This window comes from Shewanella vaxholmensis (assembly GCF_031932135.1).
GTDB classification, from domain to species: Bacteria; Pseudomonadota; Gammaproteobacteria; order Enterobacterales; family Shewanellaceae; genus Shewanella; species Shewanella hafniensis.
Genome location: NZ_JAUOEV010000003.1, coordinates 202,593 through 217,753, shown reverse-complemented (window position 1 = coordinate 217,753; position 15,161 = coordinate 202,593). Strand labels below are relative to the sequence as shown.

Below are 15,161 nucleotides of genomic sequence, written 5' to 3'. Positions count from 1 at the left end.
AGTTAAGGAAAACGCCATGTACTTATCAAATGCAGATCGTTGGTCATTATTGTGTAAGAAGCAAATCGATGTAATTGAAAAACTTTCTACACAATTCCCCGAGAGAAAAGCACATCTTAGTGAACTCACTCAAGGGTGGCGCCATGTTCAACATCAAGTTCAAGCCGGTGATAGGCCTATGCCACTCGAGCTAATTAAATAAGCGCGAGCTGCTTGAACTGATAGTTTGTATAAGAGCCCAAAGTCACTCAATGAGTGGCTTTTTTATGATGTGTGTATTGATGCGCTGTTTACGCAATTTATCGAGTATTTGGATAGGGCGGGGTTCGCTAGTAAGTTTTTTAGGGCAAGCAACACAAACTGCTGGTGTTGATGTAAGTCAGTTGCACTTTGCTTTGAACTAATTCAAATTTCAGATACAAAAAAGCCACTCATTGAGTGGCTTCGTTGTTTATATGGTGCCGGCACCAAGAGTCGAACTCGGGACCTACTGATTACAAGTCAGTTGCTCTACCAACTGAGCTATGCCGGCTAAATTGTGGTGCCCGAACCCGGAATCGAACCAGGGACACGAGGATTTTCAATCCTCTGCTCTACCGACTGAGCTATTCGGGCAACTAACTAAGCGTTAGTTAACTACTTCAAACTAAGTCGTAAAGACCTTGTTCGTTCGAAGTGCGCGTATAATATAGTGCTCGCTTTGGCTGTGCAAGCCCTTTTTAAATGACTGATTAACTATTAAACAAAAATCGAACATTTATTTGATTCTTCCACTTTACTCATATTGAGTCGCTGAAAGTTTCAGCATTTTAGTGACGATAGCCTTGCCTTTAGACTGATAAGGTTAACTTCAGTGCTCGTTTAATCTGTGTTTTAAGAAAGAAAATTAACGCTTAAGGCATGCAATGTATCCGAAGGGGAGGGGAATATCGTCTGATGGTGAAGTTTAGTGAGTGTTACGGTACTTTTATCGACAGCAGATTTTGGTAGCTATGTTTGTCTGCAACTATGATTTTGAACTGGCATGAATTGAACGACCAAAAGTCGAGTTCAGGACCTACTGGTATTATCGAGAGTAAGTCAGTCCCGATTGACCACAGGCTTTGTTGTTTGAATCATTCACATTTCAGATACAAAAAAGTCACTTATCGAGTGGCTTCGTTGCTTTAACTGTGCCAGTACCAAGAGTCGAGTTCAGGACCTACTGGTTTATCGAGAGTAAGTCAGTTGCGGTAACCAAAGGCTTTGCTGTTGCTCAAATTATTTAAATTTCAAATACAAAAAAGCCACTCATTGAGTGGCTTCGTTGTTTATATGGTGCCGGCACCAAGAGTCGAACTCGGGACCTACTGATTACAAGTCAGTTGCTCTACCAACTGAGCTATGCCGGCTAAACTTTTACTGCAAAATAATGGTGCCCGAACCCGGAATCGAACCAGGGACACGAGGATTTTCAATCCTCTGCTCTACCGACTGAGCTATTCGGGCAACTAAACTGAGCGTTAGTTAACTACTTTGAACTCGCTAGCTGAGCCGTCTCGTTCGAAGTGCGGCTATATTAGCTAGTGAGTTTCACCTCTGCAAGTGCTTTTTCCCAATAAATAACTCGTTCGGCGGTTTAATGTGCATCTTGCTTGTTTTTTATCTCTTATTCAGCAGATTCAGGTCAATTTCATTCGTTGACTGTAGTTTTCAAGTTAGAAGGATACTGATGTTTACTATAGATTTATGCTCATAAATCCTAGTTTCCTGCTTACTTTCTAAAATTTAGAAAGATATGAGCGATTTTTACTGATTTTAGTTTTTAAAATTAGACTTATGATAATGAATATTATTTCATGGATGGCATGAAGAAAACGCGAGTACGGAGTCGCAGTATGTTTCGAAATAGTAAGTTTGCTTATGGGATAACCGCAATAGTGACTCATTGGCTGAGTGCGATCGTCGTGATTGGGTTGTTTGCAGTCGGTGTGTGGATGGTGGAGTTAACCTACTACAGCGTGTGGTACAAGACAGCGCCGCATCTACATAAGAGCATCGGGATTTTACTTTTGGCAGTGACGTTATTCCGCCTCTTTTGGCGCTTAATTAACCCTAAACCCTTACCAGAGGCGAATCATAAGCCTTGGGAGAGGCAGGCGGCTCATATTGCGCATTTAGCTATTTATGTATTGCTGCTGGTGATCATGTGTGCCGGCATTCTTATTTCAACGGCAGAAGGCCGTGGAATTATGGTGTTTGACTGGTTTGAACTACCAGGATTTGGACCTTTTTTTGAAAACCAAGCTGATATAGCAGGCAATATCCACCAATACGCAGCTTATAGCTTAATCGCACTCGTGGTAATCCACGCTGCAGGTGCGTTAAAGCATCACTTTATCGATAAAGACGCAACTTTACTCAAAATGATTAAATTTAATCGAGGATAACACAATGAAAAAGCAACTGTTAAGCGCACTGATTGGTGCATCTCTATTGGCTCCGATGGCGGCTTCAGCGGCGGACTATGTCATTGACCGTGAAGGAGCACATGCCTCTATTACTTTCAAAGTGAGTCACTTAGGTTATAGCTATGTCGTTGGCCGCTTTAATGATTTTAGCGGCGACTTTAGCTATGACGCGGCTAAACCCACTGCGGCTAAAGTGAATGTGACTGTAAATACGCTCAGTGTAGATTCAAACCACGCCGAGCGTGATAAGCATATTCGTAGCGCCGATTTCCTTAACACGAGTAAGTTTGCGCAAGCAACGTTTACCTCAACCACAGTTGAAGATAAAGGTAATGGCGACTTAGTGATTAACGGCAACTTAACCTTAAATGGTGTCACTAAGCCATTAGCGATCAATGCCCATGCAGTGGGCGAAGGTCAAGATCCTTGGGGTGGCTACCGTGCAGGTTTTACGGGCACAACCACGTTTGCGATGAAAGATTTCGGTATCAAAATGGATTTAGGCCCAGCGTCTAGCCATGTTGAGTTAGATCTTGTGGTTGAAGGCGTGCGTAAGTAACGCTCAGTTATTCTTCACGAGATTAATAAACAAAAAGCGCCGAAAGGCGCTTTTTTGTAAGCTTTGTCGTTAAGTGAACGACAAGAATTAATCTTGGTCTTTTTCAGGCACAAAACCTTCAATTTCTACTTCTTTACCTTCAAAGAGGAAAGAGGTCATTTGTTCTTCAAGAAACTTACGATCATCAACATTCATCATGTTGAGTTTCTTTTCGTTAATCAGCATGGTTTGCTTTTTTTGCCATAGGCCCCAAGCTTCTTTGCTGATGTTATCAAAAATACGCTTACCTAAATCACCTGGATACAGTTGAAAGTCTAGGCCGTCGGCTTCTTTATTTAAATATATGCAATTGACTGTACGCGCCATGATTATTCCTTACTGACTGCGGATTGAACGAGTGATCCCAAATTGGCTAGCACGCGCTCGGTGGCGGCGGCGAGTCCCACTTTGGAAGGATGACTTATGTTATACCAGAGAGACTGATTTTGTTCCATGACCGCGCCCACGCTCTGTTTATTGCCGTGGGTTTTATCGCCATGAGTTTTATCTAAGTTAAGCATCATGGGCTGAATATCTAAATGGAAGTGGCTGAATGTGTGCCTAAAGCCAGTTAGCCATTCGAGTTGCTGTGCAGCAAACCCTTGTTCTTCAAGATGAGTTTCAAGTGCGGCTTGGGTGGCAAACTCAGGGAAACACCAAAGTCCGCCCCAAATTCCCGCTGGCGGACGTTTAGCTAAAAACACTTGGTTGTCTTGCATTAGCACTAACATCCACGCCGCTTTGGTCGGTATGGTTTTTTTAGGCTTCTTGCCGGGGAAATCGGTTTGTCGTCCAATCAGCTGAGCTTTGCAATCAATCGCTACAGGGCAAGCGGCGCAGTTAGGTTTGCTACGAGTACAAATACTGGCGCCGATATCCATCATGGCTTGATTATATTTCTGAATATCTTGCTGCGGCGTATACGTGTCAGTCAGCTGCCAAAGCTGCGCTTCGACAGTTTTTTGCCCCGGCCAACCGGCGATAGCGCCGTGTCGTGCTAACACGCGTTTGACGTTACCGTCGAGAATGGGGTGATGTTGTCCAAGCGACAGCGATAATACTGCGCCTGCCGTTGAGCGGCCGATGCCGGGTAGGGCGAGTACTTGCTCAAAATCCGTTGGAAATAGTTCCTGATAATCGTCGCGGATCATCTTGGCTGCTTTATGCAGATTACGCGCCCTAGCGTAATACCCAAGGCCGGTCCAATGATGCAACACCTCATCATCTGGCGCGTTAGCAAGTGCTAACACATCGGGAAAACGCGCCATAAATTTAAGGTAATAGGGAATAACAGTCGCAACCTGAGTTTGTTGCAGCATGATTTCAGAAACCCATACGCTATATGGGGTTTTATCTTGCTGCCAAGGGAGGGTTTTACGACCGTGATTGTCGTACCAAGAGACGATACGTGTGGCGAAGGAGGCTGAAGATTTCATCGGCGCAGTGTAGCGGCAGTTATCTTCTTAGACAAGCTCAAAGACAAGTGGATAAGGGCTAAAAAGCCGAAAATCACTGCTAAATTCGCACTCTCAAATAATCTTGGTATACTTTCGCCCCATTAGTGCTTGCACTGTATGTTGAACTTTGGATAATGCCCTTCTTTTATGATGGTGCTGTCCACTAGACGAGGCAAAAATGAGCGAAGTCACTACCGCTGAATTTAATGAAGAAGGCAAGTATCTGCGTAAGATCAGAAGCTTTGTCCTAAGAGAAGGTCGCTTAACTAAAGGCCAAGCCCAAGCTATTGAAAGCCAGTGGCCAACAATGGGGTTAAATTACAGCCCAGCGCCATTGAACCTGAGCGATGTTTTTGGCCGTGAAGCCGATACTGTGCTGGAAATTGGCTTTGGCATGGGCGCCTCTTTAGTGCAAATGGCTAAAGACGCACCAGAGCAAAATTTTATTGGTATTGAAGTGCATAAACCGGGTGTTGGTTCTTGCTTAAGCGATGCCGCCATTGCGAGTGTGACTAATTTACGTGTGTATCATCATGATGCCATGGAAGTATTAGAACATGCGATTGCCGACGGTTCATTAGCCCGAGTGCAATTGTTTTTTCCCGATCCTTGGCATAAGAAACGTCACCATAAGCGTCGTATCGTACAAGCTGAATTTGCTGAACTGATCCGCCGCAAGCTAAAAATTGGCGGCGTGTTCCATATGGCAACCGATTGGGAAGAATACAGCGAGCATATGTTGGAAGTGATGCAAGCAGCTCCTGGTTATCAAAACCAGTCGAGTGATGGCACTGTGGTGCCGCGTCCTGATCATCGCCCACTGACAAAGTTTGAAGCCCGCGGCCATAGACTGGGTCACGGTGTATGGGATCTGATGTTTGAGCGTATTGCTTAATCTAGATATTTCAATTGATTAATTAGTTTTTTAACACAACGGGGAAAGTCACTATGGCAACTAATCGTAGCCGTCGTTTACGTAAGAAAATGCGCGTTGATGAATTCCAAGAGTTAGGTTTTGATATGGCTTGGACTTTTGATGCATCAGTATCAGAAGCCGATATCGATGCAACTGTTGATAAATTTATCGATGAAGTGATCGAAACCCGTAAGTTAGGTTTCCATGGCGGCGGTCACATCGAATGGGAAGGCATTATCGCAACCCAAACGATCGGCAAATGTACCGAAGAAGATATTGCAGCAGTTAAGGCATTCTGGGCGAATCAAAAAGTGTCTCAGGTTGAAGTTAGCGAACTGTACGACATTTGGTGGGGTTAATGCCCGAGTTGGCATTACTTGAGGAAGTGGTCGAGAAAGTTCGACCCTTGCTCGGCCAAGGAAAGGTTGCAGATTACATCCCCGCACTGGCCAGCGTTGATGCTGGCAAATTAGGCATTGCCGTCACAACCGTTGATGGTGAAACCTTAGGTGCGGGCGATTACCTTGAGCCGTTTTCGATTCAAAGTATCTCCAAAGTTTTCAGCTTAACCTTAGCGTTAACTTTATATGAAGAAGCCGAAATTTGGAGCCGAGTTGGCAAAGAACCTTCGGGCCATTCATTCAACTCTTTAGTACAAGTCGAGTTAGAACGTGGCAAGCCGCGCAACCCATTTATCAATGCTGGCGCGTTAGTGATTGCTGACTTATTGCAGAGTCGTTTAGGTGCACCTAAACACAGAATGCTCGAGTTAGTTAGGCAACTAAGCCAAAACGATAAAGTCAGTTTCGACAAACAAGTGGCCGACTCAGAATATCAGCATAGTGCGCGCAATGCGGCGATTGCTTATTTGATGAAGTCCTTTGGTAATTTTCAAGGCGATGTTGATACTGTGCTACGCACCTATTTTCATTACTGCGCCTTAAAGATGAATTGCGCTGACTTGTCTAAAGCCATGTTGTACTTGGCTAATCGCGGCAAAAGCATAATTGGGACTGAGCTTATCTCTCAGGTGCAAACTCGGCAGCTTAATGCCCTGTTGGCGACTTCGGGCCTATACGATGGAGCGGGCGAGTTTGCCTATCGTGTCGGTATGCCTGGTAAAAGTGGTGTCGGTGGTGGCATCATTGCCGTTATTCCTGGGGAACTGTCGATTTGTGTTTGGTCGCCAGAACTCGATGGCAATGGCAATTCGCTTGCTGGCACTGCCATGCTTGAGCATTTAAGCCAACGCCTTGGTCGTTCCATTTTCTAGTTTTACTTCACGTTTTTATTAGCACTATCAGACTAAAAGTTAGCGAATTTCGCTAATGACCTTTTAGTGCTAACTTTCCTAAATCCAACATAATCATATTGTTATAAAGTTGGCACGTCTCCTGCTATAAGCTATTCAGTAGTTTAGGTTTATCGAATTATTCAGATTAAAGGACGAACAACATGAAATTAAATAAGCTATTAACTGGATTTGCCTTATCCGGCGTGATTTTAGGGACATCTGGCCTACAGTTGGCGCAAGCGCAAACAGAGCCTAAAGTCGATGAACGTTGTGAAGTCTCTTTAAATTATGACGTTATGGTTGAGCCTAAAAAATTAGTCATGAGCGAGAAGGGCACCGAAAAGTATCGCATCGAAGTCGATAAGTTATTTGTTGAAGGCAAACAAGTAAACTTAACCGATAAGCAAAAAAAGCTAGTGACTCAATACGCCGATGAAGTGTCGACGCAAGTGCCTGAAGTGATTGAAGTCGTGAACGAGGCCGTCGCATTAGCTTCGCAAGCGGTGAGCATGGCGTTAACCCCTTTAATGGGCGATGCGGCCGGTGCTAAATTCGATGAAATGATGGCAGGCGTCCAAAAGCGTGTTGATTCAGTTGCCTACCGTCATGGCGATAGCTTCTATCTCGGCGCGACGGAGGACTCGATTCAGAACACCTTTAACGACGAATTCGAGCAGGAAATGGAGCAAATTGTTCAGAACTCAGTGGGCACCATTATGATGACCATAGGTGGCCAAATCATGTCGGGTGACGGTGATAGTTTTGAAGCCAAGATGGATGCCTTCTCCAAAAAAATGGACAACTTAGGCCAAGATATTGAGCAACAAATTGAGAGTCAATCTAAGGGACTGGAAGCTAAAGCTGACCGTTTGTGCGACCGATTTGAAAATCTGTTAGTGCTTGAAAATCAATTACGCCAAGAGGTACCAGAACTCGCGCCTTATGCGTTGACACAAAACTCAACCAAGGAGCTGCGTGAATAGTTCTTGTTAATCGTCCTTACTAATAGTTTTTGTGAATAGCCCTTGGTTTTAACTGCAATAACTTCTATCTCCTTGTGCATGAGTCAAATTTGAATGCTACGCCCCTAGTCAATTTATCGCCTAGGGGCTTTTTTATTGGCTAATTCTTAGTGGCGAAAGCTATGAGGATAAAGTCGATGTGGCTTGTAGGCTTGGCTTGCAGCGATTTAGTTCGGAATGTTACAGTCTAGAGACGAATATTTGGTATACTCTTAAAATATAATTAAAAGCTGGCATATCAGTCAGATATAACACCCTACTTTAGTGGACTTTTTCGGTCTAAATCTCTGCGTTATATCACTTTAATGCGAGATATCAATGCTATGGTTATTTTTAAGCGATGATTACGCTAACCACTGCTATTCACCGAAAGTTAATATCATTGTCGTAAACAGCTTAAGGCGACTTCCATGTTAGAACTGTTAGAACCTATTGCGATTTTTACTCATGTGGCCAGAGCTGGTAGTTTTAGTGCCGCCGCAAGAAGGCTTGGGATTTCTAAGTCTAAGGTCAGTACACAAGTCGCCGATCTTGAACATAGACTTGGTGTTCAATTAATCCAACGTACCACCCGCAGCTTAAGCCTGACTGAAGCAGGGCATTTGCTGTATCTGCAAGGTGAAGAATTGCTGCGTGACGCTGAACAAGCGATAGCCAGCGTGCATAACTTAAATGATGCGACCCGCGGCGTGCTTAAGGTGGGGATTTCCCAGTCCTTTGGGGTGATGCATATCATTCCTGCGCTGCCATCCTTTATGGCAAAACATCCTGAGCTTGAGCTACAAGTGAGCTTACTGGACCATAAAGTAGATGTAGTGAGTGAAGGCTTAGACTTACTGTTAACTATGTCGGAGCAATTACCGCTTGGCATGGTTGCTAGACCTCTGATGAAGTGCCAATTCCTGTTAGTTGCTTCTCCAGGCTACATTGCTCAACATGGCGAACCAACTCGACCTGAGCAGTTAGTTGACCACAATTGTTTGGTCTATCAAGGCGAGTGGCACGAGCACAGCATGTGGCAATTTAAGAAGGGTGATGATTACTGTGAAATTGGCGTATCGGGCAATTTCAGGGTGGATAACGCACCCGCATTAAAATCCGCCGCAATCAGTGGTCTTGGGGTTGTGTATCTTGCAAGTTATCTGATGGAAGATGAAATTGCCAAGGGGACATTAGTGCCTTTACTGAAGGATTGGCAATTGACCCACCATCTGCCATTGCAGGCGGTTTATCCCCGTCGTAAGCACTTAGCACCTAAGGTCAGTTCTTTTATCGAATTCATCAAAGATCACATAGGAACGCCGCCGTATTGGGATGCGCCCTATGTCGAATTATTCAGTAAACGTCAGTAAAATAGGAAACATTGTTCTCAAAACCAGTTATATGTAATTTTAAATTAACTAGGCACTTTTGTGACTATTTAAAATCAATGCTTTAGGTTGAATTGGTGGGTGCATTTGCGAATGATTTTTTAGGGTGTTATAAAGCTGTTTTTTATAACATCCTTGAACTCTGTTCTTAATTGAATACAATGGTGGCAGTTGATTCGGAATGACCTGAGTCCTATACGTTTATTGGAAATGACCCCTTTCAATTTTTGTGTACAGGTCGGCATTTATGCAGTTTTGGATCACAGCCAACAGAAGTTTGAGAACTAAAACAATGTTGGCTCTTTAAACCATCATCCTAGTTTTTGGTTTACCTCAGCCTTATCGCTGAGGTAATTTTTTTATTGATGGTTTACAGCTTTAGGCACAAGTTTTGTCTCCCTGTACCCTAAAGTCGCAACTGTGTGTTAAGTGATGTGAAGGCGAGTGCTAAAGCATAAATTAATACAACAAATATAGTGACCCACAGTGAGAAGGGTTCTGTTATCTAACGGGATAATGGTACCAATAAAAAAGCCACTTTCGAGTGGCTTTTTTATTGGGGGTAGCTAAGGCATTCACCTATGTCGCTTTAGTCGTGAAGCAAGTTAACCGTGCTTCACTACTAAGCACTTAGGTATTAAAGCATTAAAGCATTAAAGCATTAAAGCATTAGTGCATTAGGCCTTTTTCTTGCTGGCTATCCAGAGATCGACTTGTTGCTCTAACACGTCCAGTGGCAATGCGCCGTTAGCAAGTACTAGCGTATGGAAGTCGCGGATATCAAATTGACTGCCAAGCTGTTGCTCTGCTTTATGTCTTAGCTCTAGTAGTTTAATCATACCTACTTTATAGGCTGTCGCTTGCGATGGCATAACGATATGACGTTCAACCATTTTCACCGCATCCGATTTAGCATTGGGCGTATTATCTACGTAATAGGCAATTCCTTGCTCGCGGGTCCACTTTTTAGCGTGGATACCAGTATCTACGACTAAGCGACAGGCTCGCCATAGCTCCATTGCTAGACGACCAAAGTCAGAGTAAGGATCGGCATAGAGTCCCATTTCTTTCGGGAAAGATTCGCTATATAAACCCCAACCCTCGATATACGCGGTATAACCACCAAACTTGCGGAATTTAGGAATATTTTGCAGTTCTTGGGAAATGGCGATCTGCATGTGATGACCCGGAATACCTTCGTGATAGGCCAGTGCCTCCATTTGGTATTTCGGCATGGCTTTCATGTCATATAGGTTTGCATAGTAGCTACCTGGACGCGAACCATCCGGTGCCGGTTGCTCATAGAAGGCTTTGCCCGCAGATTTTTCTCTAAAGGCTTCAACCTGTTTCACTATCATCGCGGCCTTAGGTTTTACTTTGAACACTTCATCCAAGCGCGACTTCATATTGTCGATGAGCTTAGTCGCCTCTGCTAAATAAGCGGCTTTACCTTCGGCGGTATTGGGGTAGTAGAACTGGGGATCGTCACGCATGAAGCTAAAGAATTGCTGTAAATCGCCTTTAAAATTGACCTTCTTCATGATGGCGCGCATTTCGTTGTGGATACGTTCCACTTCAGAAAGCCCTAAGTCATGGATTTGATCGGCGGTCATGTTTGTCGTAGTAGTACGAGCTAAGGCATTGTTGTAGAAGGCGGCGCCATTAGGGAGTTTCCACGCTCCATCACGGTCGTCAGCTTTGGTCGCTAACGTTTTTATATAATCAATGAGCTTGTTGTAGGCGGGCTCGACTTGAGTCACTAGTGCTTGCTCAGCTTGCTTTATTAACGCTTGTTTCTCTGTTTCTTGAATCGCTAATGCGTTCACTTTACGGCGAAAATCTGCGAGTAACGCGCTGTCGTCACCTTTATCAAAAGGCGCACCTTTGATGATGTTTTGGCTGTCTGAAATCACATAGGCGAATACAAACTTAGGCGCAATAATGCCTTTGTCTGCGCGGACTTCTAACACTGCCTGTAATTGACTTAAACGTTTGGGCACGCCATTTAAGCGGCTGATATAGGCCTTGGCATCGCTAACATCTGTGATTTGATGTTGGTTAATTAAGAAGGAGGCTATCATAGAGTGGCCGCCATACATCTGATTCACAGGGTAATTATGGTAGCGCCATTGGTCATCTTCGATGTCATTTTGCAGATTTTGTTTGAGTAAGGTGAGGCTGAGGTTTGTTTGTGGATCGAGTTTGGCCGCATCAATCAGATTGACCTGCGCCAGTTGTTTTTTCGTGCGTGCTAGGGCTTTATCATCGGCGGCATCACCCAGTTCATCCCATTTATCATAGTCTTGCTTGATCCCCATATAGGTTTGCGAAATAGGGCTCGCCATGATGTTTTCCATGAAGATGGTTTCGAACAACGCATTGGCTTTGTCTGACTCGGTTTGCACCACTGCATTCATAGGTTCGCTTGCACTGTGTAAGGCTGGCGAGCTTGATGCTGCATATGCGGGAATGGTCAGCAGGGCTGAAAGGGTTAGTGCGACTAAGCTGATTTTAGTTTTTATTGGCATGATCAAGCTTCCTGGATTGAGTTGCATCAATTCTAAAGAAGCTGGACAAGAATGTATGGATATTAATGTTAGAAAATGTGTTAGCAGTAATAGTATTAAACTGCACTATTGACCACTAACACATTATTTATATAGCTATTTTAACGGCAGTGTTAGCAGAATTGTGTCAGTAAATCATTAACAAACATGTGACCTTTACTGGTTAATTGCCAATGTTCAGCGGATTCTGTGAGTAAACCGCGTTGTTTGGCCTTTTCCATTCCTTCGGTCAATGTGTCTCTGTGCTGTCCGGTACGCAGTTCAAATTCTTGCTTAGGGATAGGTGTCATCAGGCGCAGGCGATTCATTAAATATTCAAGCGCGCGATCTTCCTCTGCCACATCAATCGATTCGAAGGTGTAGTTGCTGGCACTCAGATATCCCTTGGGATGTTTAATTTTTACCGTGCGTATAATGCGGTTTTCTTCTGGCAGCGTCACTTTACCGTGGGCGCCACAGCCTATGCCTAGATAATCACCAAACTGCCAGTAGTTGAGATTGTGCTTACATTGGTAACCGGGTTTCGCATAAGCGGATATTTCGTATTGCTCATACCCTAATGCGGCCAGCTTTTGTTGACCTTGCTCATAGATATGCCAGAGCGCTTCGTCATCGGGCAACTGCGGCGGTTTTGAGTGGAATAGGGTGTTGGGCTCAATTGTTAACTGATACCAAGACAGGTGGGGCGGATTCAGCGCCGCTGCCGTGTCGATATCGGCCATCGCTTCAGCAAAACTTTGGTTGGGTAATCCATGCATTAAATCGAGGTTAAAACTCAAGTATCCCGCTTGGCTGGCTTTTTGAGCAGCGACTTGTGCCTCGTTTTGATCGTGAATACGTCCAAGTAAGTTGAGCTTATCCTTAGAAAAACTTTGCACACCGATAGATAAACGAGTGACACCGGCTGCGCGATAGGCACTAAAATCATCGTGTTCTAAGGTGCCAGGGTTGGCTTCCATGGTGATTTCGATATTGTCACTAAAGGGGATTAGCGCATTGGCACCATCGAGTATGCGTTTGATTTGCAAAGCATCGAATAAGGATGGTGTGCCGCCACCGATAAAGATGGTATGGATCTGCCGCCCTTGGACGAGATGTAAATCTTGGCGTAAGTCTTCCAATAGCGCATCAACATAGGCTTCCTGTGGCAGCTCACCATTTTGACCATGGGAGTTAAAGTCGCAGTAAGGACACTTTTGTACGCACCAAGGAATATGGATATACAGACTGAGTGGCGGCAGTTCGAGCTTCATCGCAGTAGTCACGGCAGTTGACGACATTATTGTGCATTCCCGCCAGTTAACACGCCTTGGGCTTGCATGGCAGCGATGAGTTGCACTAGGGCTTTACCACGATGGCTTAAGGCATTTTTCTCGTTGCTGCTGAGCTCCGCCGCGCTACATTGATAATTTTCAGGGATAAAAATCGGATCGTAACCATGGCCATTGTCACCACGTTGGTTAAAGTCGATTTGGCCTTCCCATGCGGCTTGGCAAATAATTGGGGTTGGATCTTTGGCGTGGCGCATATATACCAGCACGCATTGGAATCTCGCACTGCGAGGTGCTGGCTGGTCTTTTAATGTCTCAAGTAGTTTCAATACGTTGTCTTGATCTTTGGCATTCTCGCCCGCGTAACGCGCTGAATAAATGCCGGGAGCGCCTTGGAGTAAATCCACTTCTAAACCTGAATCATCGGCAATGGCCGCAAGTCCGGTGATTTCGGCGGCATGTCTGGCTTTGATAATAGCATTTTCGACAAAAGTGGTGCCCGTTTCGGCCACTTCGCTGACATTAAACTGACTCTGCGGCAGTACAGTGACACCGTAGCTGGCGAGCATTTGATCGAATTCGGCGAGTTTGCCTTTGTTGCCACTGGCGAGGACGATTTGTTGCATGGAACACCTATATCATTGGGGCGACTTATACTGCGGCAATGATACCCAAGCTGCGGGCTAAAGGACAGGAAAAGGGCGGGACGGTACAGACTTGTACCATCCTAAAGTGGTGTATGACTTGCGATAATCTTAGCTTGGCTTATTCAACGTAGAATTTTTGCTTGAACTGCAAGTTGGTATTTAATTGATTACCATGCTTGATCGCGATATTGAAGTTGATCTCCTGATCATCGCGGTAAGGAACTTCGGCAATATAATAAATCGCATCACCTTCACGGATCTCTTTGAAGGTTAAGTTGATTCGAGCATCTAATAAGTTATTGGCGACACCAGTAATTTCAACGGGTACTGCGGGTTTATTCGCTTCGCTGATATCTAATACCGCAATGTTGATAATGCCTGTATAGCTACTGCGTTGAATGCCATAGGATTTGGCTATGCTAGGCGTTAAAAATGTACTGCCAAGTGCCATGTAATGAATGTCAAAATTGCCGACAGTTTCTTTTTGCTCTGCGTTTGCAACACCACAAAGGCTAGCGGTGAGGGCTAATACAGCCAGAATATTACGGAACATGATGGGATACCTCATATTAGGGAATGTTTGAGTATAGGTCGCTGTGACTATTGTTTATGTCTATCTGTTTATCGATAAATTAACCGTATTCAAAGAAAATTCGTTTGTTTTCAGCCTTTCAATAGCATTAGCTCAGCTAGTTTGTCCCATCAGCTCAGTAATGATGCTTGGGATGATCTTTGGGTCAATCACGCGGATTTGCTTATGCCGACCAAGTTCACCTTTCATTATATGAATGTCGCTCTTTGGCACTTTAAAGGTCTTTGCTAAGTACTTGCTTAAATGGGCATTGGCCTTGCCATCAATAGGCGGCGCAGTGATGGCTACTTTTAGCTCATCACCGTGCAGTCCTACAATTTGATCTCGGCTGGCCTTAGGCTGAATGTAGAGATTAAGCAGCAAGTCACCTTGCTGCAAAGTCACTGCACTCATTAGATCACAGCCCAATAAGGGATATATTGGGCAAGTAACATATTGAGGAAATTCATACCAATAATCACCAACATTACCGATAAATCTAAGCCACCAATTGGCGGTATGATACGGCGGATTGGCGCTAATACGGGTTCAGTTAACTGGCCCATGACCATCATTATTGGGTTATAGCCTTGGTTAAACCAGCTCAATATTGCGCGTATCAACAGCATCCAAAACAGCAATACCCCTGCTTTTTTGATCACAGATACGACGGCAAACATCAAAAACAGCAGTATGTCTATGCCACCGCCCGCGATAAGACTGATCAGCAGTACTTTGACCATCACGACCAGCAACGCGAGGACGAATGATGCGGTATCAAACCGTCCTAAGGAAGGCAGAATACGGCGCATTGGCGCGATGAGCGGGTGAGTCGCTTTGACAATAAATTGGCTAAAAGGATTGTAAAAATCCGCCCTTGCCAGTTGCAGCCAAATCCGCAAAATCACCACCATCAAATATAAGTCGAATAGTGTGGTGATTAAAAAGGTAAATGCATTCATCGAGATTTCTACCTATATAAAGTCCGATATAAAAAC

At 44.4% G+C, this 15,161-nt stretch carries 16 protein-coding genes and 4 tRNA genes; 8 read left to right on the top strand and 12 right to left on the bottom strand.

What is annotated here, in order from left to right:
• The first annotated feature begins 16 nt into the window (after positions 1-16).
• A complete protein-coding gene (locus Q4Q46_RS04620) occupies positions 17-202 on the top strand; it encodes a hypothetical protein (RefSeq protein ID WP_106649920.1) in 186 nt (61 codons plus the stop codon).
• A 254-nt stretch (positions 203-456) separates the two neighbouring features.
• Here Q4Q46_RS04620 and Q4Q46_RS04615 read toward each other — a convergent pair.
• The 4 genes from Q4Q46_RS04615 to Q4Q46_RS04600 form a co-directional block, all read right to left on the bottom strand.
• A tRNA-Thr gene (locus tag Q4Q46_RS04615) sits at positions 457-532 on the bottom strand.
• Between the two features lie 7 nt (positions 533-539).
• Positions 540-615, bottom strand: a tRNA-Phe gene (locus Q4Q46_RS04610).
• Positions 616-1,315: 700 nt separating this feature from the next.
• Positions 1,316-1,391: transfer RNA gene (locus tag Q4Q46_RS04605), tRNA-Thr, on the bottom strand.
• A gap of 21 nt (positions 1,392-1,412) precedes the next feature.
• Positions 1,413-1,488: transfer RNA gene (locus tag Q4Q46_RS04600), tRNA-Phe, on the bottom strand.
• Between the two features lie 389 nt (positions 1,489-1,877).
• Between Q4Q46_RS04600 and Q4Q46_RS04595 the strand changes: the two genes are divergently transcribed.
• Complete coding sequence (locus tag Q4Q46_RS04595; protein WP_311905339.1) at positions 1,878-2,429, top strand: cytochrome b; 552 nt, start codon at positions 1,878-1,880, stop codon at positions 2,427-2,429.
• A gap of 4 nt (positions 2,430-2,433) precedes the next feature.
• Positions 2,434-3,009, top strand: coding sequence for a YceI family protein (locus Q4Q46_RS04590; RefSeq protein WP_006082533.1), 576 nt, complete (start codon positions 2,434-2,436; stop codon positions 3,007-3,009).
• Positions 3,010-3,096: 87 nt separating this feature from the next.
• On the opposite strand, the gene Q4Q46_RS04585 is transcribed toward Q4Q46_RS04590, so the two are convergent.
• Positions 3,097-3,375 carry an oxidative damage protection protein gene (locus Q4Q46_RS04585; RefSeq protein WP_311905338.1) on the bottom strand — a complete coding sequence of 93 codons (279 nt, stop codon included), beginning with the start codon at positions 3,373-3,375 and terminating at the stop codon, positions 3,097-3,099.
• A 2-nt stretch (positions 3,376-3,377) separates the two neighbouring features.
• Positions 3,378-4,484 (bottom strand): A/G-specific adenine glycosylase, encoded by a 1,107-nt coding sequence (mutY, locus tag Q4Q46_RS04580; RefSeq protein WP_311905337.1) that lies wholly within the window; start codon positions 4,482-4,484, stop codon positions 3,378-3,380.
• Positions 4,485-4,683: 199 nt separating this feature from the next.
• Here mutY and trmB point away from each other — a divergent pair, with 199 nt between their 5' ends.
• The 5 genes from trmB to Q4Q46_RS04555 all read left to right on the top strand — a co-directional run bounded on the left by trmB (position 4,684) and on the right by Q4Q46_RS04555 (position 9,089).
• On the top strand, positions 4,684-5,400 hold the full coding sequence (gene trmB / locus Q4Q46_RS04575) for a tRNA (guanosine(46)-N7)-methyltransferase TrmB (RefSeq protein WP_311905336.1): 717 nt from the start codon (positions 4,684-4,686) through the stop codon (positions 5,398-5,400).
• A gap of 53 nt (positions 5,401-5,453) precedes the next feature.
• Positions 5,454-5,780, top strand: coding sequence for a YggL family protein (locus Q4Q46_RS04570; RefSeq protein WP_006082529.1), 327 nt, complete (start codon positions 5,454-5,456; stop codon positions 5,778-5,780).
• Positions 5,780-6,694, top strand: coding sequence for a glutaminase B (gene glsB, locus Q4Q46_RS04565; RefSeq protein WP_311889341.1), 915 nt, complete (start codon positions 5,780-5,782; stop codon positions 6,692-6,694). The genes Q4Q46_RS04570 and glsB overlap by 1 nt, the downstream gene beginning before the upstream one ends.
• Before the next feature lie 182 nt (positions 6,695-6,876).
• Positions 6,877-7,698 (top strand): YggN family protein, encoded by an 822-nt coding sequence (locus Q4Q46_RS04560; RefSeq protein ID WP_259540874.1) that lies wholly within the window; start codon positions 6,877-6,879, stop codon positions 7,696-7,698.
• Between the two features lie 449 nt (positions 7,699-8,147).
• On the top strand, positions 8,148-9,089 hold the full coding sequence (locus Q4Q46_RS04555; protein ID WP_006082526.1) for a LysR family transcriptional regulator: 942 nt from the start codon (positions 8,148-8,150) through the stop codon (positions 9,087-9,089).
• A gap of 695 nt (positions 9,090-9,784) precedes the next feature.
• Here the strand turns inward: Q4Q46_RS04555 and Q4Q46_RS04550 are convergent.
• The 6 genes from Q4Q46_RS04550 to Q4Q46_RS04525 form a co-directional block, all read right to left on the bottom strand.
• Positions 9,785-11,635: a DUF885 domain-containing protein gene (locus Q4Q46_RS04550; protein ID WP_311905335.1), complete on the bottom strand. Its 1,851-nt coding sequence runs from the start codon at positions 11,633-11,635 to the stop codon at positions 9,785-9,787.
• Between the two features lie 152 nt (positions 11,636-11,787).
• Positions 11,788-12,954 (bottom strand): radical SAM family heme chaperone HemW, encoded by a 1,167-nt coding sequence (gene hemW / locus Q4Q46_RS04545; protein ID WP_115334186.1) that lies wholly within the window; start codon positions 12,952-12,954, stop codon positions 11,788-11,790.
• Positions 12,954-13,571 (bottom strand): RdgB/HAM1 family non-canonical purine NTP pyrophosphatase, encoded by a 618-nt coding sequence (gene rdgB, locus Q4Q46_RS04540; protein WP_011847370.1) that lies wholly within the window; start codon positions 13,569-13,571, stop codon positions 12,954-12,956. Before rdgB ends, hemW begins: the two co-directional genes overlap by 1 nt.
• A gap of 139 nt (positions 13,572-13,710) precedes the next feature.
• Positions 13,711-14,145: a DUF4426 domain-containing protein gene (locus Q4Q46_RS04535; RefSeq protein WP_006082522.1), complete on the bottom strand. Its 435-nt coding sequence runs from the start codon at positions 14,143-14,145 to the stop codon at positions 13,711-13,713.
• A gap of 132 nt (positions 14,146-14,277) precedes the next feature.
• Positions 14,278-14,577 carry a DUF167 family protein YggU gene (gene yggU, locus Q4Q46_RS04530; RefSeq protein ID WP_006082521.1) on the bottom strand — a complete coding sequence of 100 codons (300 nt, stop codon included), beginning with the start codon at positions 14,575-14,577 and terminating at the stop codon, positions 14,278-14,280.
• Complete coding sequence (locus Q4Q46_RS04525) at positions 14,577-15,125, bottom strand: YggT family protein (RefSeq protein WP_311905334.1); 549 nt, start codon at positions 15,123-15,125, stop codon at positions 14,577-14,579. The genes yggU and Q4Q46_RS04525 overlap by 1 nt, the downstream gene beginning before the upstream one ends.
• Positions 15,126-15,161 lie beyond the last annotated feature (36 nt).